The organism is Aeromonas sp. TS_SC_11 (assembly GCF_057318915.1).
Genome location: NZ_CM170470.1, coordinates 2,887,469 through 2,907,396 on the forward strand (window position 1 = coordinate 2,887,469; position 19,928 = coordinate 2,907,396).

General features: G+C 58.9%; 19 protein-coding genes. 11 read left to right on the forward strand and 8 right to left on the reverse strand.

Annotated elements, in window-relative coordinates:
- Positions 1-86 precede the first annotated feature (86 nt).
- From AC1P02_RS13585 to AC1P02_RS13595, 3 genes are all read left to right on the forward strand, one after another.
- The gene (locus tag AC1P02_RS13585) at positions 87-737 is read left to right on the forward strand and encodes a tellurite resistance TerB family protein (RefSeq protein WP_058395720.1); all 651 of its coding nucleotides are present in this window, start codon (positions 87-89) and stop codon (positions 735-737) included.
- Positions 738-920: 183 nt separating this feature from the next.
- Positions 921-1,379: a GNAT family N-acetyltransferase gene (locus AC1P02_RS13590; RefSeq protein ID WP_021141142.1), complete on the forward strand. Its 459-nt coding sequence runs from the start codon at positions 921-923 to the stop codon at positions 1,377-1,379.
- Between the two features lie 391 nt (positions 1,380-1,770).
- Positions 1,771-2,151, forward strand: a complete 381-nt coding sequence (locus AC1P02_RS13595; protein ID WP_098985179.1) for a DUF4354 family protein — start codon at positions 1,771-1,773, stop codon at positions 2,149-2,151.
- Between the two features lie 147 nt (positions 2,152-2,298).
- On the opposite strand, the gene AC1P02_RS13600 is transcribed toward AC1P02_RS13595, so the two are convergent.
- Positions 2,299-3,726, reverse strand: a complete 1,428-nt coding sequence (locus AC1P02_RS13600; protein ID WP_447834878.1) for an aminotransferase-like domain-containing protein — start codon at positions 3,724-3,726, stop codon at positions 2,299-2,301.
- A 120-nt stretch (positions 3,727-3,846) separates the two neighbouring features.
- Here AC1P02_RS13600 and AC1P02_RS13605 point away from each other — a divergent pair, with 120 nt between their 5' ends.
- The 3 genes from AC1P02_RS13605 to cydX are packed head-to-tail and all read left to right on the forward strand — an operon-like array spanning position 3,847 to position 6,683.
- On the forward strand, positions 3,847-5,418 hold the full coding sequence (locus AC1P02_RS13605) for a cytochrome ubiquinol oxidase subunit I (protein WP_021138513.1): 1,572 nt from the start codon (positions 3,847-3,849) through the stop codon (positions 5,416-5,418).
- Positions 5,418-6,545 carry a cytochrome d ubiquinol oxidase subunit II gene (cydB, locus tag AC1P02_RS13610; RefSeq protein WP_485182452.1) on the forward strand — a complete coding sequence of 376 codons (1,128 nt, stop codon included), beginning with the start codon at positions 5,418-5,420 and terminating at the stop codon, positions 6,543-6,545. The genes AC1P02_RS13605 and cydB overlap by 1 nt, the downstream gene beginning before the upstream one ends.
- A gap of 24 nt (positions 6,546-6,569) precedes the next feature.
- Positions 6,570-6,683, forward strand: a complete 114-nt coding sequence (gene cydX, locus AC1P02_RS13615) for a cytochrome bd-I oxidase subunit CydX (protein ID WP_005310033.1) — start codon at positions 6,570-6,572, stop codon at positions 6,681-6,683.
- Positions 6,684-6,751: 68 nt separating this feature from the next.
- On the opposite strand, the gene AC1P02_RS13620 is transcribed toward cydX, so the two are convergent.
- The 5 genes from AC1P02_RS13620 to AC1P02_RS13640 form a co-directional block, all read right to left on the reverse strand.
- A complete protein-coding gene (locus AC1P02_RS13620) occupies positions 6,752-7,924 on the reverse strand; it encodes an MFS transporter (protein WP_485182453.1) in 1,173 nt (390 codons plus the stop codon).
- 425 nt (positions 7,925-8,349) lie between these two features.
- Positions 8,350-9,153 carry a 2,5-didehydrogluconate reductase DkgB gene (dkgB, locus tag AC1P02_RS13625; protein ID WP_485182454.1) on the reverse strand — a complete coding sequence of 268 codons (804 nt, stop codon included), beginning with the start codon at positions 9,151-9,153 and terminating at the stop codon, positions 8,350-8,352.
- 105 nt (positions 9,154-9,258) lie between these two features.
- Positions 9,259-9,555 carry a putative quinol monooxygenase gene (locus AC1P02_RS13630; RefSeq protein WP_485182455.1) on the reverse strand — a complete coding sequence of 99 codons (297 nt, stop codon included), beginning with the start codon at positions 9,553-9,555 and terminating at the stop codon, positions 9,259-9,261.
- Between the two features lie 188 nt (positions 9,556-9,743).
- Entirely contained in the window at positions 9,744-10,109 is a 366-nt protein-coding gene (locus tag AC1P02_RS13635) for a VOC family protein (protein ID WP_485182456.1), read from the reverse strand.
- Between the two features lie 25 nt (positions 10,110-10,134).
- The gene (locus AC1P02_RS13640; protein WP_485182457.1) at positions 10,135-10,521 is read right to left on the reverse strand and encodes a DUF6404 family protein; all 387 of its coding nucleotides are present in this window, start codon (positions 10,519-10,521) and stop codon (positions 10,135-10,137) included.
- Positions 10,522-10,714: 193 nt separating this feature from the next.
- On the opposite strand from AC1P02_RS13640, the gene AC1P02_RS13645 reads away from it, so the two are divergent.
- Positions 10,715-11,617: a LysR substrate-binding domain-containing protein gene (locus tag AC1P02_RS13645; protein WP_005310056.1), complete on the forward strand. Its 903-nt coding sequence runs from the start codon at positions 10,715-10,717 to the stop codon at positions 11,615-11,617.
- 206 nt (positions 11,618-11,823) lie between these two features.
- Here AC1P02_RS13645 and glpK read toward each other — a convergent pair whose 3' ends face one another.
- Both glpK and AC1P02_RS13655 read right to left on the reverse strand, forming a co-directional pair.
- Positions 11,824-13,326, reverse strand: coding sequence for a glycerol kinase GlpK (gene glpK / locus AC1P02_RS13650; protein ID WP_058395735.1), 1,503 nt, complete (start codon positions 13,324-13,326; stop codon positions 11,824-11,826).
- 54 nt (positions 13,327-13,380) lie between these two features.
- The gene (locus AC1P02_RS13655) at positions 13,381-14,229 is read right to left on the reverse strand and encodes an MIP/aquaporin family protein (RefSeq protein WP_005310061.1); all 849 of its coding nucleotides are present in this window, start codon (positions 14,227-14,229) and stop codon (positions 13,381-13,383) included.
- A 488-nt stretch (positions 14,230-14,717) separates the two neighbouring features.
- Between AC1P02_RS13655 and glpT the strand changes: the two genes are divergently transcribed.
- The 4 genes from glpT (at position 14,718) to glpQ (ending at position 19,920) form a co-directional block, all read left to right on the forward strand.
- The gene (gene glpT, locus AC1P02_RS13660; RefSeq protein ID WP_282790559.1) at positions 14,718-16,076 is read left to right on the forward strand and encodes a glycerol-3-phosphate transporter; all 1,359 of its coding nucleotides are present in this window, start codon (positions 14,718-14,720) and stop codon (positions 16,074-16,076) included.
- A gap of 101 nt (positions 16,077-16,177) precedes the next feature.
- On the forward strand, positions 16,178-16,936 hold the full coding sequence (locus AC1P02_RS13665) for a DeoR/GlpR family transcriptional regulator (protein WP_005310067.1): 759 nt from the start codon (positions 16,178-16,180) through the stop codon (positions 16,934-16,936).
- A gap of 311 nt (positions 16,937-17,247) precedes the next feature.
- Positions 17,248-18,735, forward strand: coding sequence for a glycerol-3-phosphate dehydrogenase (gene glpD / locus AC1P02_RS13670; protein ID WP_096118454.1), 1,488 nt, complete (start codon positions 17,248-17,250; stop codon positions 18,733-18,735).
- A 102-nt stretch (positions 18,736-18,837) separates the two neighbouring features.
- Positions 18,838-19,920 carry a glycerophosphodiester phosphodiesterase gene (gene glpQ / locus AC1P02_RS13675; protein ID WP_485182458.1) on the forward strand — a complete coding sequence of 361 codons (1,083 nt, stop codon included), beginning with the start codon at positions 18,838-18,840 and terminating at the stop codon, positions 19,918-19,920.
- Positions 19,921-19,928 lie beyond the last annotated feature (8 nt).

Below are 19,928 nucleotides of genomic sequence, written 5' to 3' on the forward strand. Positions count from 1 at the left end.
AGCGCCCGGCGTGATATTGGGCGCGTATTCACTCTTGGTTCATAAACTCGGCGCAAGCATGGGGGGGTCAATTGCGAGGAGTCATGATGAAACAAATGCTGGATCAGTTGTTGGGCGCTGGCAAAGGTTGGCTCAACGAAGGCGGCGACAGCCGCAAGGCGCAGATGAAGGGTGTGGCGCAGGGCGGCCTGGCTGCCGGTGCCATGGCCTTGCTGCTCGGCAACAAGAAGATCCGCAAATATGGCGGCAAGGTGGCGGCGGTGGGCGGTGCAGCGGCCCTCGGCGGGCTGGCCTACAAGCTTTATCAGGATTGGCAGGCTCAGCAGTCGAGCCCGGCGCAACCGACCCAGCCCCTCGATACCCTGCAGGGCAATGCGCTGGATGCCCGTGCAGCCTTGCTGGTCCGCGCCATGGTGGCGGCCGCCCGGGCCGACGGTCATATCGACAGTGCCGAGCGCGAGAAGATCCAGCAGTACCTGACCGAGCAGGGTCAAAGTGATACGGCGCGCTGGATTGACACCGAGCTTGCCCGCCCCCTTGACCCCCATGCCCTGGCGCGTGAGGTGACCGACATGGAGCTGGCCACCGAGGTGTACCTTGCTTCCCTGCTCGCCATCGAGACGGATCACTTTATGGAGCGCGGTTATCTCGACGAGTTGGCCCGTGCGCTCAAGCTCGATGACAACCTCAAGAGCAGCATAGAGCGGCAGGTAGCCCAGCTGGCGCAGCCGGCCTGATCCCCGTCACGTACAAGGATTGTCGACAAGGCCCCGTGACGGGGCCTTGTCGTGTCTGGCCACCGGCCGAATGCCGATCGCGCCACTTCTTATCGGAGTGGGCAGCCACTATGATGGATCTTCGACCAAAAGGGAGCAGATGAGACCGTCTCATCGTCAGGGCACAGAGGCAAGGAGCATCCATTGGAAATACGCAAGGCACAGGAGCCGGACATCGACGCCATCCTCGAGCTGAACCGGCAGATAGGAGAGATCCACTATGAGCACTATCCCGAGGTGTTCTGCCCGCCTTCGCCAGAGGAGCGGGCATTCTTGCTCACTGCCATCGCCGCCGAAGGGCGACTGTTTTGCGTTGCCGAGCTGGATGGCGCTGTGGTGGGTTTTCTGACCGCGCGCATCGACATCAACGAGAGCATCCCGTTTCTCAGCAAGCAACCCATCTGCCGCATCGGCTCAGTGGTGGTCGATGAGGGGCACCGCTCGCAAGGTATCGGCAGGGCGCTGATTGCTCACTGCGACCACTGGGCCAGGGCTCACGGTGCCCACCAGATCCGGCTGGAGGTGATGGCCTTCAACGAGCACGCCAAGGCGCTTTATGAAACATTAGGGTTCAAGGTGCAGTCACAGATCATGGCCAGATAAGTCGCGTTATCTCCCACACAAAGGCCCGTTACGGGCCTATGTTGTTTGCTTTTTCTGGTGAGTCATTTTCTGCCGGGCTCTGGTTATACGTTGCCGATATTGAGTGGCAGAATAATATATAGCTGTGCTGGTTTTAATGAACAAATGAAATTGTAATGCAGGGTTGGAACATTTCGTAACAATTTATGTAGTTGTAAAGGAATGTAATTCGACTCTTTACTTGTGGCAGGTGTGATCATGCGTTTAAAATGCACTGCGCATATCGTAGGCGCTGCTAACTAAAATCAACTACTGTGCAAGATAATATTGGCTAGTTACCTTTATGCTTTTCTTGTCAGAAACCGGATTGGTTTTACTTCTGTATTGTTTGTTCTTTTATTGGGAGATTGAGATGAAGATTTCTATTATCGCGACAGCATTGGTACTGGCTGGTTCAGGTTTCGCTGCAAACGCCTCAACGGTTGGGGACATCGCCGTATATGCAACAGAAAAATCGCAAGGCTCAATGTCGATAGGAACCAAAGATGCTTACACAAAAACCTTTGAAATTGCTTTGGCAAAGCTATCTGGCAATGACATCGACTTATCAAAAACTTGCTTGAAAGCATACGCCAAGAATAATCAGGAGTTCAAGTTAGACACCGTTGATGAAGCCCTGGTTTCAGGTGTTCTGAAAAAGGGTGATATGGTAAAAGGGATTGCAGTATTTGCTGATAATAATGATGCTGTCCTTAACGCTGCACTGGTAAAAATATCTGATAACTGTCATTAAACTTCACCCTCAACTTATGATGTTGGAATGCCAGTCGCATACGCGACTGGTTGGGAAAATTAAGTCGTGATTAAGGTTTATGCCATTTTTTATACGCATACGTTAAGCGCATTTTCCAAACATTTCATGTGCCACGGAAAGTGACGCTTATTCATACGAAGAGCTTTGCTTAAGTGTGGCGTCGATAAGCCCGGCCAGTTTGATCAGGGCGCTCTCCAACTGCTCACTCCAGGGATGGGAGCTGTTGAGGCGCAGGCAGTGGTTGTACTGCCCCTGACTGGAGAAGAGCGCACCGGGCGCCAGCGAGAAGCCGCAGGTGAGCGCTCGGGCATGCAGTGCCCGGCTGTCGAGACGGGGGTCAAACTCCAGCCAGAGGAAGTAGCCGCCATCGGGGGCGCTGATGCGCACTTCATCCGGAAAGAGGCGCAGCAGGGCGGCCCGCATCTGTTGCTGGCGCTGCGCCAGGGTGTGGCGCAGACGGCGAAAATGGGCATCTACCCCGCCCTGGCGCAACATCTCGGCAAGTGCCAGCTGGCTTGGCACATTGGTCGACAGGGTCGACATCAGTTGCAGCCGCTGAATGCGCTCGGCATGGGGCCCTGCCACCACCCAGCCGACCCGAAAGCCAGGGGCCAGGCATTTGGAAAACGAGCTGCACAGCAGGCTGTCGCCCCGCACATCCCAGCATTTGAGCGGCTTGGGCCGTTCACGGCCAAAGTAGAGATCGGCGTAGACGTCGTCCTCCACCAGTGGCACCTCATGCTGGCTCAGCAACTGCATCAGCGCCTGCTTGTGGCCGTCTGGCATTGTGTGGCCCAAGGGGTGCTGCACATTGCCCATCAGCCAGCACGCCTTGATGGGGCGCTGGGCCAGCGCCTCGGCCAGCAGGGCGAGATCTATGCCCACCCCCGGGATCACCGGGATCTCCACCGCATTGAGTTTCAGCCTCTCTATGGCCTGCAGGGCGCCATAGAAAGTGGGGGATTCCACCACCACCCAGTCCCCCGGCTCTGTCAGTACCTGCAAGCTCAAGGAGAGTGCCTCCATGGCCCCGGTTGTGATGATGATCTCCTGCGGGCTCACCGCTAGGCCATCACTGGCGTAGCGCTGGGCGATGGCGCGGCGCAGCGCCTCGTTGCCGGGAGGCAAATCAGCTACCGTGCTGAAGGGATCGAGTTTGCGCATGCAGCTCGCCAGTGCGCGCCCGAGCTGGGGATGGGGGAACAGGGTCGGGTCGGCCACCGACATGCCAAGGGGTACCAGTTCTCGCGACTTGCTCGCCTGCAGCACCTCGAACACCAGATCGTTGATGTCCACCGAGCCTGTGTAGTGCGCTTGCTGCTGTGCGCTGGCTCGCAGCGGGGAGGGGGCGGCCTTGACGTAGTAGCCGGACTGGGGCCGCGCCAGTATGAGACCGCGGCTTTCCAGCAGCTGATAGGCCTGCAGCACCGTCATGGGGCTCAGATGGTGGATCTTGCAGCTCTGGCGGATGGAGGGAATGCGCTCCCCCGCTTGCCAGACGCCGCTCGCTATCTGTTGTTGCAACTGATCTGCCAGCTGGCCGTAGAGGGACATGGGGCACTCAAACTGTTATAGGTGTAATTCACTATAACTGCATCTGTTATAGGTGTCATGACCCATGGTGTACTTAACGGACGAGAACCTGTCTGTTAAATGCAACATAGAGAGTCATGCATGATAAGCCTGGATGATGTGGTCAGCCTGTCCCGAATACAGTTCGGTGCGACGGCGATGTTCCATTTTCTGTTTGTGCCCCTCACCCTGGGGCTGTCCTGGATCCTGGTGATCGCCGAGTCGGCCTACGTGATGACCGGCAAGGTGATCTACAAGGACATTACCCGCTTCTGGGGCAAGCTGTTTGGTATCAACTTCGTGATGGGAGTGACCACGGGGATCACCCTGGAGTTCCAGTTCGGCACCAACTGGGCTTACTACTCCCAGTATGTGGGGGACATCTTCGGTACCCCGCTGGCGGTGGAGGGGCTGATGGCCTTCTTCCTGGAATCCACTTTGGTCGGCCTCTTCTTTTTCGGCTGGGACAAGCTCTCCCGCGGTCAACACCTGCTGGTGACCATGCTGGTGGCGCTCGGCTCCAATCTCTCCGCGCTCTGGATCCTCATTGCCAACGGCTGGATGCAGAACCCGGTTGGCGCCGAGTTCAACCCCGTCACAATGCGCATGGAGCTGGTGGATATCGCCGCCGTGCTGTTCAACCCTGTGGCTCAGGTCAAGTTCGTGCATACGGTGGCGGCGGGTTATGTGGCGGCGTCCCTGTTTGTGATGGGGATCAGCAGCTGGTATCTGTTGCGCCGGATGGAAGTACGCTTCGCCCTGCGATCCTTCGCCATCGCTTCGGGCTTTGGTCTGGCCGCCATCCTCTCGGTCATCATACTGGGTGACGAGTCGGGCTATACCTCGGGGGAGGCGCAGAAGGTCAAGCTCGCCGCCATCGAGGCGGAGTGGGAGACAGAGCCAGCCCCGGCCGCCTTCACCCTGTTCGGCTGGCCCGATCAGGATGCCGAGACCACCCATGCCGCCGTCAAAATCCCCTACCTGATGGGCATCATAGCCACCCGTTCCCTCGATGAGGTGGTGACCGGCATCAAGGATCTTAAAGTGCAGCACGAGGCGCGGATCCGCAGCGGCATGCTGGCTCATGATGCGCTGGAAGCGCTGAGGGCAGATGGCAGCAACACAGCCGCGCAGGCCACCTTCGATCGTCACCGTCATGATCTCGGTTACGGCCTGCTGCTCACCCCCTATGCCAGGGAGATCGGCAAAGCAGATGAAGGGGCCATTGCCAGGGCCGTGGCGGACTCAATCCCGCAAGTGGCGCCACTGTTCTGGAGCTTCAGGCTGATGGTGGGGATTGGCATAGTGCTGCTGGTGCTGTTTGCCGCCTCTTTCCTGCAACTGTGTCGTGGCAGACTGGTGCAGTCGCCGCGCCTGCTCAAAGTACTGTTCTGGAGCATACCCCTGCCCTGGATTGCCATAGAGGCGGGCTGGTTCGTGGCCGAGTTCGGCCGCCAGCCCTGGACCATCAGCGACGTGCTGCCGGTGTCTGCCTCCGTCTCCTTGCTGCAACCGGGCCAGCTCTGGTTCAGTCTCATCGCCATTTGTCTCATCTACACCAGCCTGCTGGTGGTAGAGCTGTTCTTGTTGCGTCATGTGATCCGCAAAGGGCCTGCCAGCCTGCAGACGGGTCGTTATCAAGGTGAAGTGTTGCAAAACGGGAGTCCTGCCTGATGGATTACGAAACCCTGAAATTGGTCTGGTGGGGGCTGGTGCTCTTCATGCTCATCGGCTTCGTGGTGATGGATGGCTTCGACCTGGGGGTTGGCCTGCTGTTGCCCCTGGTCGGCAAAACAGACGATGAGCGGCGGGTGCTGCTCAACAGTGTGGGGCCCGTGTGGGAGGGCAACCAGGTGTGGCTCATCGCCGGGGCTGGCGCCCTGTTCGCCGCCTGGCCGCTGGTCTATGCCGCCGCCTTCTCGGCGCTCTACGTGCCCTTCATGTTCCTGCTGTTTGGGCTTTTTCTGCGCCCGGTCGGCTTTGACTATCGCAGCAAGCTGGCCTCACCCCGCTGGCGACGCTGGTGGGACAGAGCCCTGGTGACGGGGGCCCTGCTGCCGACCCTGGTGTTTGGTGCGACGCTCGGTTTTCTGCTGCAAGGCTTGCCGTTTCGCTTCGACGCTGCCCTGCGCATCCACTACGGTGCCTTTGAGTTTCACTGGCCCTTGCTGTTGACCTGCATGAGCACGGCACTGGCCCTGCTGATGCTGCACGGTGCCAGCTTCTTGCAGTGCAAGACGCAAGGGGTTATCGCCGAGCGCTGCGCCCGTCAGAGCCTCTGGCTCGGCCCCCTTGCCAGTGGCCTGTTTGCTCTCGGCGGCGTCTGGCTCAGCCAGATGGCGGGTTACCAGATCAATGAGATAGGTGATCTCAATGGTGCCCTCACGCCGCTGATGAAGCAGGTGGGGCTGGCGCCGGCGGGTTGGTTCACCAACTTCCTGTCGTACTCCTGGCTCTGGAGTGTGCCGGTCCTCGGCCTCTTGCTGCCCATGGTGAGCACGCTGGCAAGCAGTTTTGGCCGGGCGCGGCTGGCCATCCTTGCCAGCGGCGGTGCCTGCGCCACCATGATGCTGACCATCGCCATCGCCTTGTTCCCCTTCGTACTGCCCTCGTCGCTGGATCCGTCGAGCAGTCTGACCCTGTGGGATGGCACCTCCAGCGAGCACACCCTTTTCATCATGCTGGGGATAGTCGCCGTGCTGATGCCCATCAATATCGGCTACACCCTCTGGGTCTACCGGGTGGTGCGGGGTAAGGTGAGCACCCAGCAGGTGCGCCAGCACGGCCATAGCCTCTACTAACTCAACTAAAGGGACATCTCGACTATGTGGTATTTCACCTGGATATTGGGGCTGGGGTTTGCCCTGCTGTGCGGCTTGGTCAACCTGCTCTGGCTGGAGGCCCGCTGGGCCGCTGACGAGGATCTCAAGGAGTCTTGAGTTCGCTATCGCTGTTTTGGATATGGAAAAGGCCGACACCCAGTGTCGGCCTTTTGTCTGCACAAGGGTTAGAGTGCCAGCGCCAGTCTGGCTTCGCGGCGCTCGCTGACATGGGTCAGCCCATAGGCCAGCAGCACGATAAGGGCGCCAATCCAGGGTGTGTGCATCAGGCCCAGGTGTTCCACAACTAAGCCACCCACCACGGATCCCAGTGCTATGCCGACGTTGAAGGCGGCGATGTTGAGGCCGGAGGCGACATCCACCGCATTGGGGGTATGGCACTCGGCCTGTTGCACCACCAGCACCTGCAGACCTGGCACGTTGCCAAAGGCAAATGCGCCCCACACCAGCACGGTCAGCACCGCCAGCACAGGGTGTGGCGCAGTGAAGGTGAGAGTGAGCAACACCAGCGCCAGACCGCCAAACAGCAGTTTCAGGGCGGGCAGGGGGCCCAGTCGGTCTGCCAGCTTGCCACCCCAGATATTGCCAAAGGCCACAGAGACACCGTACACCAGCAGGATCAGGCTCACGGCACCGGCACCAAAGCCGCTCACCTGCTGCAAGATGGGGGCGAGGAAAGTAAAGGCGGTGAAGGCGCCGCCGTAACCCAGGGCTGTCTTGGCATACACCAGCAGCAGCGGTTTCTTGGTCAGTACGGCGAGCTGTTCGCGGATGGTCGAGGCCGCCCCCTTGGGCAGGTTACTCGGGATCAGCAGCAGGCTGCCCACCATGGCGATGACCCCGAGCAGGCTCACCACCAGAAAAGTTTCACGCCAGCCAAACACCTGACCAATCCAGGTGCCGAGTGGCACACCAGTCACCAGCGCCACTGTCAGGCCGCTGAACATGATGGCGATGGCGCTCGCCGCCTTCTCTTTGGCCACCAGGCCGGTGGCTATGGTGCTGCCCACCGAGAAGAAGACCCCGTGGGCCAGACCGGTCAGCACCCGAGCGACGATCAGGCTCTCATAGCCAGGGGCCTGCCAGGCCAGCAGGTTGCCGGCGGTAAAGAGCGCCATCAAGCCCACCAGCAGCCACTTGCGCGGCAACTTGCCGGTGAGCGCCGTCAGCAGCGGCGCGCCTATGGCCACCCCCATTGCATAGAGGCTGACCAGCAGGCCCGCCGAGGGGAGCGAGACATTGAGTTGTTCTGCAATGGTGGGAATAAGCCCCACGATCACGAATTCGGTGGTGCCGATCGCAAAGGCACTTAAGGTAAGGGCAAATAACGCCAGTGGCATACAAACTCCTTTGATATGGGCTCCCTATGGGAGAAGGGGGCCAGTATGCGGTAGCAATTTGTTGGCAAAAATGACGGCAACATCAAATTACTTTTGCCAAATCAGCATCAATAAGCGGCTCTGCTGTGCCCCGTTCGACCAGGGATGACGGCAGGCTGGGAGCGCGAAGGCGAGATAAAGAGGGTTTGAGAAAAGAAGTCTTGAGAAAAGAGGGGAAAGGCGGAGAGGAAAGCTGGGGGGGGGGGCATGGCTGGCGGCTAGCCGGGGTCAGGATTGGAAGAGGGGTAACAAAAAACGGGAGGCATTGTGCCTCCCGTTTTGGTGCTCTTCTGGCGCTGTCGTCATGGGGGAGTCCCTATGACCCTCGCGCCTTCCAAGGGGGTATTTACTCTCCCTTGAGCAGGGAAAGATCGTGAGGGCCGAGTTTAGTCCCAGGCCGGTGCAAAGTCCGGGTCGGCGCAGCGTTCACCTCGCTCCAGGGTGGCGATCTGGGCCATCTCTTCACTGCTCAGGGAAACCTCGAGGGCGGCCAGATTGGCGGCTTGATGCTCCCGCTTGGTGGAGCTCGGGATCACCGTCATGCCCTGGGCCAGCAGCCAGGCCAACGACACCTGGGCTGCTGACACCTTGTGGTACTTGCCTATCTCCATCAAGAGCGGCTCACTCAGCACCTTGCCGTAAGCCAGCGGCATATAGGCAGTGATGGCGATGCCCTGCGCCTGGCAGAATTCCACCACCTTGCGGTTTTGCAGCAAGGGGTGGATCTCTACCTGCTGGTGGGCGATGGCGCCGGGACCCAGAATGTCGATGGCTTCTTTAAGCTGGGTAACCGTGAAGTTGGAGACCCCAATTTCCCGGGTCAAGCCCAGGGATTTGGCTTCGGCCAGTTGCTCCAGATAGACCGCCATCGGCACCTCGTCGTTGGGGGAGGGCCAATGGATCAGCGCCAGATCCAGATAGTCGGTGCGCAGTTTCTCAAGGCTGGTTTTCAGGCTAGGGATCAGCTTGCCTTCGGCAAACTCGCTGGTCCACACCTTGGTGGTGAGGTAGATATCCGAGCGGGGCACCGAGGTCGTCGCCAGCACCTCGCCTACTTCGCTTTCGTTGTTGTAAATCTGGGCAGTATCGATATGGCGATAACCGAGCGCCAGACCGGTATTCAGGGTTGCAAGCAGTGGCTCACCTTTCAGGCGAAAGGTGCCCAGACCCATGGCAGGCATTTTCATCATCAATTTCCTCAAATGGGGTGTTTGGCCCTTGCCCAGAGCAAAGGCGTTGGCTTGGTGCAAAGGCCGTGGCGGCGGTGCAAGTTGGCAGCGCCATCGTCGGGATACTCAGGCCGGCAGTCGGCGGTAATTGCGAATATTGCTGCTGGCAAACCAGGGCTCGGCCGTGGCGATAAAGTCGAGGAAGTGAGCTTGCTGCTGGTGGCCCTTGAGCGCGGCTTCGCTCTCCCACTCTTCGTGCAGCATCCAGCTATGGGGATTGTCCCTATCCTGATGCAGCTGGTAGCGCTGGCAGCCCGCCTCTTGCAGGGTGGCCGCCATCAGCGGCTCAAGGGCGGCCCGGAACTGGGCGGAAAATTCGGGTTTGGCTTCAAGTTGGGCAATCACAATCACGGGTGATGACATCGGAACCTCCTTGCTAAAACGAAGGTCAGTATGCCTGCCGCAGGGGGAGGGAAATAGGGCAACAGTCGCAAAACACTATTGAGGAAAGAGCAGCAATGAAAGAGCAGACGCTGCGCCAGAGGCCAATATGGGTGAAGGGTTAATAAGGGGGAAATAGAGAAGGGGACGGCTGGCGCACCCCCTTGCCATCAGGCATTGGCTGGCTCGGACCAGACCGCAAATTCATTGCCGCTGGGTTCGACAAAGTGAAAACGGCGGCCACCGGGGAAATCAAACAGCGGGCGGTTGATTGTGCCGCCATGCTGGCTCACCTTGGCCTGGGTTGCCTCTATATCGGTGCTGTAGAACACCAGCAGGGCCCCCCCCTGAGCCGTGTGGCTGCACAGATCCGCTTTATAGAAACCACCATCCAGCCCCTCATCGGCAAAGGCGCAGTAGTCGGGACCGTAATCGACAAACTGCCAGCCAAATACGGCTTGAAAGAAGGCTTTGGTGGCCGCGAGATCACTGGCCGCAAACTCCACATAGTTCAGTTTTTCATGGGTTTTGGTCATGAGGGGTCCTTGTTGATGGTGGTGGTTATTTCGGTTGCCAGCGTTGCTGGGTGCGGCGCGTGGACTGCGGCAAGGCATCCCAGGGGGTCAGCTTGAGCTGCTTGCGGCGCACCAGGAAGAAGATCGCCATCAGCAGACCGACCCCTATGCCGAACAGCAGGCTTTGGCGCAGGGCGAATACCGGGGTCACCTCATCTTGCCAGCCGAAGCACCACATCAACAACCCCCAGATAGCACCTATGGGTAGCCCCAGAGCAAGGACGTTGACCAGAAAGTATTCATAGTGGGGAGGCCTGATGGTAAGCCCTGCCTTGCGTAGCAGCCAGATGATCGGCGGATTGTAGTTGAGCATCTGCACGCCCTTGTCGGCCAGCTCCCTATGGGCGGCGGCCAGCCTGTTTTCGAATGTCATTAGGTCGTCCTTGTCATGATTGGCGCCATACGATGCCGTTTTGGCAGCATTGTACCGGCAAAGGGAGAGTCTGGTTTGAGCTGAGCATCACGTTATTTATCTGTGGAAATAAAGAATTTGGGATCATGACGACCTTGCCAACCCTGAGCGATTACACCTATAAAGGCCCAATACTCTTGCCAGGATAACAGCAATGAAGACCCATTCTGATGAACTGACCCTGTTTGTGGCCGTGGTGGAGGCGGGCAGTTTTCGCCAGGCGGCGGAGAACCTCGGCATGGACAACTCTGTGGTGAGCCGCGGCATCAAGCGCCTCGAGGAGAAGCTCGCCACCCTGCTGCTCAATCGCACCACCCGTCGGGTCAGTTTGACGGAGGAGGGGAGCTGGTTCTATCAGCGGGCGGTAAATATCCTGACCGAGATGAGCGAGGCGGAGGGGCATCTGTTGATGCGCAAGGAGCAGCCGGAGGGAATATTGCGGGTCGATGCGGCCACCCCCTTTATCCTGCATCGACTGGTACCAATCATAGGCGAGTTTCGCCGCCGCTATCCCGCCATCGAGCTGCAACTGCACAGCTCGGAAGGTTTCATCAATCTGATGGAGCGGCGGGTGGACATGGCCATTCGTATCGGCGAGCTGACGGATTCTTCCCTGCGCGCCTTGCCGCTGGGGCGTTCGCGGCTGCGACTGCTGGCATCCCCTGCGTATTTGAACGAACGCGGCACACCGCGCCAACCGGCGGATCTGCTGGCGGGCCACGAACTGCTGGGCTTTTTGCATCCCGATCACCTCAACCACTGGCCGCTGCTCAGTGCCGAGCAGGGGGATCGCTTCGCCATTACCCCGACTCTGCGGGCCAGCAGCGGCGAGACCCTGCGTCAGCTGGCGCTGGCGGGGCAGGGGATCGTCTGTCTGTCGGACTTCATGACAGGGCCGGATCGCGCAAGCGGCGCCCTGGTGGAGGTGCTGGCTCGCAGCAACAGCGGTGCCTCGCGTCCCGTCAATGCGGTCTTCTACTCCGATGCCCAGCGGGATATCCGGTTGCGGGTCTGGCTCGACTTTATCAAGGAGCAGATCGGCAGCCATACCCTGTGAGGGGGGAGTGGGAAGGGCCGACCCTCCCGGCTTCCCCTTTGCAGGGGGAAGACGTCGCTGGCACCCAGCCGTGACAAGGGAAGGGATTTGACTGGCCGGCAGATATACGTTGCCAATGGCCGGAGTGGATAAAGAGCTCAAAGAAGAGGCCGACATCGCTGTCGGCCTCTTTGTATTTTCATCTCGGAAAGATGTCGCTTGCCCGATTAATCCTCTTCAGCCCAGCGGCGTGAGCGTTCAACCGCTTTCTGCCAGCCGTGATAGAGCTTGTTGCGCTCTTCGTGGCTCATCTGCGGGATGAATTCACGATCCACGCTGAACTTGTCTTCCAGCTCGTCAGAGCTCTTCCAGAAGCCAACGGCCAGACCGGCCAGGAAGGCGGCGCCCATGGCGGTGGTCTCGATGCGGGTCGGACGCACCACAGGGGTGTGCATCATGTCGGACTGGAACTGCATCAGGAAGTCGTTGGCAACCGCGCCGCCGTCTACCTTGAGGGCGGCCAGCTTGATGCCGGAATCCTGCTGCATGGCATCCAGCACATCACGGCTCTGGTAGGCGATGGATTCCAGTGCGGCACGGATGATGTGGTTGCGGTTGGCGCCACGGGTCAGGCCGACCATGGTGCCGCGAGCATACGGATCCCAGTAGGGTGCGCCCAGGCCGACGAAGGCCGGCACCAGATAGACGCCATTGGTGTCACCCACCTTGGAGGCGAAGTAGTCGGTATCGCGGGCATCGTGGATGAGTTTCAGCTCGTCACGCAGCCACTGCACGGTGGCGCCGCCCATAAAGACAGCCCCTTCCAGCGCGTAGTTCACTTCCCCTTTCGGGCCGATGGCGACGGTAGTCAGCAGGCCGTTGTTGGAACGAACCGGCTCTGTGCCAGTGTTCATCAACAAGAAGCAGCCGGTACCGTAGGTGTTCTTGGCCATCCCTTTTTCGAAGCAGAGCTGACCGAACAGGGCAGACTGCTGGTCACCGGCAATGCCGGCGATGGGAATGCGGGAGCCGCCGCCACGGGTGGTGTAGCCATACACTTCGGAAGAGGGCTTGACCTCTGGCAGCATGGACAAGGGAATGCCCAGCTCGTCCAGCATCTTCTCGTCCCACTTCAGGTCGCGGATGTTGTAGAGCATGGTGCGGGAGGCGTTGGTCGGGTCAGTGACATGCACTTCGCCATTGGTCATCTTCCATACCAGCCAAGTGTCTATGGTGCCGAACAGCAGCTCGCCGTTCATCGCCTTCTCGCGGGCCCCTTCGACGTTGTCGAGGATCCACTTCACCTTGGTGCCGGAGAAGTAGGCGTCCAGCACCAGGCCGGTGTTCTCGCGAACATACTCTTCCAGGCCACGGGCCTTGAGCTCTTCGCAGATGGCCGCGGTGCGGCGGCACTGCCAGACAATGGCGTTGTAGATGGGTTTGCCGGTGGCCTTTTCCCATACCACTGTGGTTTCACGCTGGTTGGTGATGCCGATGGCGGCAATCTCTTCGCTGCGCAGGCCAGTCTTGGCCAGTACTTCGGTGAAGACGGAGGACTGGGTCGCCCAGATCTCCATGGGGTCGTGCTCTACCCAGCCCGCTTTCGGGTAGTGCTGGGTGAATTCGCGCTGGGAGGTGCCGACGATATTGGCATCTTGGTCAAACACGATGGCGCGGGAGGAGGTAGTACCCTGGTCCAGAGCGACGACATATTTTTTTTCAGCAGACATGATGTTCTCCACGTTTTTATTTTCCACGTTTTTACACGTTGGGGAGGGCCGCTCTTATGCGGCGGCCTCTTCTTTGGCGGTTTGGGCAGCTTGCTCGGTGGCGGCAACACGGTTGCCAGGCACACAGGGAGCCAACACTTTCACATACAGGGCGGTACCAAGCTGGGCACCGACGATGGGGCCAAGGATGGGCACCCAGAAGTAGGGGTTGTCACGACCACCTGTCATGGCCACGTCACCCCAGCCTGCCAGGAAGGCAAACAGTTTGGGGCCGAAATCACGGGCAGGGTTCATGGCAAAGCCGGTTAACGGGCCGAGGGAGGCACCGATCACGGCGATCAGGATACCGATCAGCAGGGCGGCGGCGAAACCTTTGGGGGCGCCGTTGTTGTTGTCACCCAGTGCCATGATGCCCAGCATCAGGACGGCGGTGATCACCAGCTCGACCGCGAAGGCTTGCATGTTGGAGAGCAGGGCGTTCGGGTAGGTAGAGAAGATGCCGGCGGAGCCGAGGCTCTCGACGCTGCCGCGTACCACGTTGTGGGTCACTTCCCACTGGGTGAACAGGCCGCCGTAGAGGAAGTAGACAAGGGCGGCGAAGCAGAAGGCGCCTGCAACCTGGGCGATGATGTAGGGCACCACTTTACGCTTGTCGAACCCGCAGAAGGTCATCAGCGCCAGGGTCACGGCCGGGTTCAGGTGGGCACCTGAAATACCGCCGGTCACATAGATGGCGATGGCGACACCCAGACCCCAGGTAATGGAGATTTCCCATTGTCCGAAGTTGGCACCGGCCAGCACCAGGGCGGCCACACAACCGACGCCGAAAAATATCAGCAGGCCGGTTCCGATAAACTCGGCGATGCACTCGCCAAGCAGGGTATTGGGTCTTTGTATGCTCATACTTTTATTCCTTATATCCACCCAGAGTAGGTTTGATGTTCCGTTTTGTTGTTTTTTCAGTCCCATTACTGCATCCGAAAACGTTTTTTCTTGTTTTTTGAGCTGACGCAAACGTTATGCTCGTTTGCGCTCGTTCTCGGACGAGAGAGAAAATAAACCTAAATCGAACATTCACCACTCCCTCCCCGCAGGAAGTGTGGACAAGATCCCACTCATTGCTAAGAAAATGTGACGGAAAGCAAGTTGCAACAGGGGTAATACCACTTAGTGGGTATCTGCAAGCCTTGCTATACAAGGGATTGCGGCTGATGAGTGACTACTCACTTGGCACTTTCTTTTGTAATAAAACTGCAATATTTGAGCCTCCATCACAGATTAAATGTTCACATGTGAGCACAATAGGCTCGCTTTCGAATCAGGACTCCTCTGGTTGGTCAGCATGGACAGGGCACCCTCAACCGCCCACAACAACAATAAGGAAGCAGAACATGCTTAGTCTCTTCAGGCCTGCACCACACATAGACAGGCTCCCGGCCGACAAGGTCGATCCCTTCTACAAGCGCATGCGTTGGCAGGTGTTTTTCGGGATCTTCTTCGGTTATGCCGGTTACTACCTGGTACGGAAAAACTTCAGTCTGGCGATGCCTTACCTGATCGAACAGGGATTCTCCCGCGGTGATCTGGGCCTGGCCCTGTCCGGGGTTTCCATTGCTTATGGTCTGTCCAAATTCCTGATGGGGAACGTGTCTGACCGATCCAACGCCCGCTACTTCCTCTCTGCCGGTCTGCTGTTGTCGGCCGGTATCATGTTCATGATGGGGACTGTGCACTGGGCTACTTCCAGCATCGCCATCATGTTCGTGCTCTTGTTCCTGAACGGTTGGGTACAAGGCATGGGCTGGCCTCCCTGCGGTCGCACCATGGTGCACTGGTGGTCACAGAAAGAGCGTGGCGAAGTGGTCGCGGTCTGGAACGTGGCGCACAACGTCGGCGGCGGCATGATAGGTCCGCTGTTCATCCTGGGGATGGGCTGGTTCAATGACTGGCGCAGTGCTTTCTATGTGCCGGCTGCTGCTGCTGCCGCCATTGCGGTGATCGCCTTCTTCGTGATGCGTGATACCCCGCAATCCGTTGGTCTGCCGCCCATCGAGGAGTACAAGGACGACTATCCGAAGGACTATGACGCCAGCCACGAGAAGGAATTTTCCGCCAAGGAGATCTTCGTCAAGTACGTGCTGCACAACAAGCTGCTGTGGTACATCGCCATTGCCAACGCCTTCGTTTACCTCATTCGTTACGGTGTGCTGGACTGGGCTCCGACCTACCTGAAAGAGGCCAAGGATTTTACTGTCGACAACTCTTCCTGGGCCTATTTCCTGTACGAGTGGGCCGGTATTCCGGGCACCCTGCTGTGCGGCTGGATCTCTGACAAGATGTTCCAGGGCCGCCGCGCCCCGGCCGGCATCCTCTTCATGGTACTGGTGACAGTGGCTGTGCTGGTCTACTGGCTCAACCCGGCGGGCAACCCCACCGTCGACATGCTGGCTCTGGTCGCCATCGGCTTCCTGATCTATGGCCCTGTCATGCTGATCGGTCTGTATGCACTGGAGCTGGCACCCAAGAAGGCAGCCGGTACCGCGGCAGGCTTCACCGGGCTGTTCGGTTATCTGGGTGGTGCCGTGGCGGCCAACGCCATGCTGGGCTATACCGTTGACCACTTCGGCTGGGATGGCGGTTTCATGGTGCTGACCGCGTCTTGCATAATCTCCATCATACTGCTGGCCATGACCCTCAAGCATGAGAACATCGCCGTCGCTGCCAAGAAGGCGGCTGCCGATAAGGCATAAAACGTGATCCTGCCCTTATCGATCCGAAAAGGGATCAGGTAAACTGCCAAAGGCCCCGCATCTGCCGGGGCCTTTTTTCGTCTCATCATCGGAGTTCAAGCGTGAAGCAAACCCAACGACATCTGGAGATACTGGACGTCCTGACGCGGCAGGGCTTTGTCTCGACGGAGGATCTGGTGACCCACTTTGACGTCAGTCCCCAGACCATTCGCCGTGATCTGAACGATCTCGCCGAACAGAACAAGATCCGGCGCCATCATGGCGGTGCCTCCCTGCATTCGAGTACCGTCAATACCGCCTACAGTGCCCGCAAAGTGATGCAGCTCAAGGAGAAAGAGCGCATCGCCCGCGAAGTGGCGGCCAACATTCCCGACGGCTCATCGCTCTTTATCGACATTGGCACCACCACGGAGGCCATCGCCCGCGCCCTGCTCGATCACCGCGAGCTTCGGGTGGTCACCAACAACCTCAACGTCGCCAGCATTCTCACCGCCAAGGATGACTTCACCGTCATCATCGCCGGTGGCGAGATCCGCAACCGGGATGGCGGCATAGTGGGGGAGGCGACCCGCGATTTCATCGGTCAGTTCCGCATGGATTACGGTGTCATCGGTATCTCGGGCATCGACAATGACGGCTCTCTGCTCGATTTCGACTACCACGAGGTGAAGATTGCCCAGGCCATCATAGCCCACTCCCGCCAGGTGTTTCTGGCCGCCGACCACACCAAGTTCGGCCGCAATGCCATGGTCAATCTGGGCAATCTCAACCAGATCCACGCCCTGTTCACCGATCAGGAGCCACCGGAAAAGCTGATGCGGCTCATGTCCCAGCACCAGATCGAATGCCATATCTGCTGAGTCACCGTTAACCCCTATCTGGCACCAGGCCGCCATGACGGCGGCCGCTTTTCCCCCTGCTTTCCCCTTCCTCCTGCTGTTTTCCTGCTCACCACTACTCTGGGTATGAGCGCGATCTCGCGCACGCTTTTTTGCCAGCCAGCCCCTTGCTGACGTCCTGATCACCGACTGGCAGCATTTTTAGCATTGCCAAAACAATCGCGATCACATTTTCTCCATAAAATGTTCGTTTATCATTTTTTCATGCTCTAATATGAGCGAAATCAAACATTGCTGTCATGGCAACACAAAATAAGAAAGAGTAGGTGAACATGAGCGAACATTATGATCTGGTCGTCGTTGGCGGCGGCATCAATGGGGTGGGCATTGCGGCTGATGCAGCGGGTCGGGGTCTGAAGGTTGCCTTGTTCGAGGCACAGGATCTCGCCTCTGCCACCTCCTCCAACTCCAGCAAGCTGATCCACGGCGGCTTGCGTTACCTCGAACATTACGAATTCCGGCTGGTGAAAGAGGCCTTGGCTGAGCGGGAAGTGCTGCTTGGCATGGCGCCGCATATCGCCCGCCCCATGCGTTTTCGTCTGCCGCACCGCCCGCACCTGCGTCCGGCCTGGATGATACGCGCCGGTCTCTTCCTGTATGACAATCTGGCCAAGCGCGACAAGCTCAAGGGCAGTTGCGGCGTGCGCTTCCTGCCCCAGGACGGCTTGACCGCGGGTATCAATAAAGGCTTCGAGTACTCGGATGCCTGGGTCGATGACGCCCGCCTGGTGGTACTCAACGCCATGATGGCTCGCGATAAAGGGGCCGAGGTGCAGACCCGCACCCGCTGCATCAAGGCGGTGCGCGGCTCCAAGCACTGGACATTGACTCTGGAGCGGGAAGGGGGCGAGCAGTTCACCGTCACCTGCCGTGGTCTGGTCAATGCGGCCGGTCCCTGGGTCAAGACCTTCTATGATGAGAGCCTGCACGAGAAATCCCCGCGCGGTATTCGCCTCATCAAGGGCAGCCACATCATAGTGCCGCGTATCCATGAGCGCGAAGAGGCCTATATCCTGCAAAACGAAGACAACCGCATCGTCTTTGTCATCCCTTATCAGCAGGATTACTCCCTCATCGGCACCACGGACGTGGAGCACAAGGGCAGCCCGCGCGAGGCGAAGATCAGCGACGCCGAAATCAACTACCTGTGCAAGGTGGTCAACGCTCACTTTACCCGCCAGATAGCGCCCAAAGATGTCATCTGGACCTATGCCGGCGTGCGACCGCTCTGCGATGACGAGTCCGATTCCCCCCAGGCCGTGACCCGTGACTATACCCTCGAGCTCTCCGGTGAATCCGACGGTGCGCCACTCTTGTCCGTGTTTGGCGGCAAGCTCACCACCTATCGCAAACTGGCCCAGGCCGCCTGCAACAAGCTCAAGCCCTGGTTCAGCCAGATGGGTGAGGACTGGACCGCCACCAGCCGTCTGCCCGGTGGCGAATTTGATTGCTCCACCACCGAGTTGGCACGCGCCTATATGCTCGAATTCGACTGGCTGGATGAGCGCAACGCCCGTCGCATCGCCGAGGCCTATGGCAGTCACGCCCGCCTCTGGTTGCACGAGGAGCGCGGCCAGCACTTTGGCGCCGGTCTGTACGAATCGGAAGTGCGTTATCTGATGAGCCGCGAGTGGGCCCATTCGATGGAAGACATACTGTGGCGCCGCAGCAAGCTGGGGCTGCGCCTGTCTCAGCCTGAGCAGCAGCAACTGCACGCTTGGCTGGAACAACATCAGCACGCCTTGCCCAAGGCAAGCTGATGAAGAAGCGGGCGGCCCCTTGGCCGCCCGTCGTCAAAATGAAATAAACCTCTGCTATAACAAACACCTACACCAAATAAACAATAACAAAGAGCACCTCGCATGAAAAAAATCTCTCTCTCCCTGATAGCCATTGGCCTGGGGGCCGCCCTTGCATTGCCCGCTCTTGCTGCCGACGAAGGCAAGATAGTGATCGCCCACCGTGGCGCCTCCGGCTATCTGCCCGAGCACACCCTGGAATCCAAGGCGCTGGCCTATGGCATGGGGGCCGATTATCTGGAGCAGGATCTGGTGATGACCAAGGATGACCAGCTGGTGGTGATGCACGATCACTTCCTCGATGGCATCACGGACGTGGCGACGCGCTTCCCCGGTCGGGCCCGCCCCGATGGCCGTTATTATGTGGTGGACTTCACCCTGGACGAGGTGCGCTCCCTGAGCATGACGGAGCCGTTCCAGCTGGTGGATGGCAAGCAGGTACCTGTCTATCCGGCGCGCTTCCCGCTGTGGAAGTCCAGCTTCAAGATCCACACCTTCCAGGAAGAGATAGAGATGATCCAGGGGCTCAACAAGAGCACCGGCAAGAACATCGGCATCTACCCGGAGATCAAGGCCCCCTGGCTGTTTCGCCACGAAGGCAAGGACATCTCCAAGGCCGTCTTGAACGTGCTCAAGGAGTACGGTTACACAGGGAAGGATGACAAGGTCTATCTGCAGTGCTTCGATGCCAACGAGCTCAAACGCATCAACAGCGAGCTGATGCCCGCCTTAGGGATGGATTTGAAACTGGTGCAGCTGATGGCCGAGACCGACTGGAACGAGACCATGGTCTATGACGCCAAGGGCAAGGCAACTCCTTACAGTTATGACTGGATGTTCAAGCCGGGCGCCATGAAGACCATCGCCGGCTACGCGGAAGGCATAGGTCCCTGGAAGCCGATGATAGTCACGGAGCCGGGCACCCCGGGCAAACCTGTGTTTACCGGCATGGTGAAAGAGGCCCACGCCGCTGGCCTTAAAGTACACCCTTATACCTTCCGTCAGGATGAGGGGCAGATCCCGGCCTACGCCAAGGATTTCAGCGATCTGCTCAACATCTTCCTCTATCAGGCGGATGTGGACGGGGTGTTCAGCGATTTCCCGGACAAGGCGGTCGACGCCATCAAGGCACACGGTAAATCATAAAAGAAGAG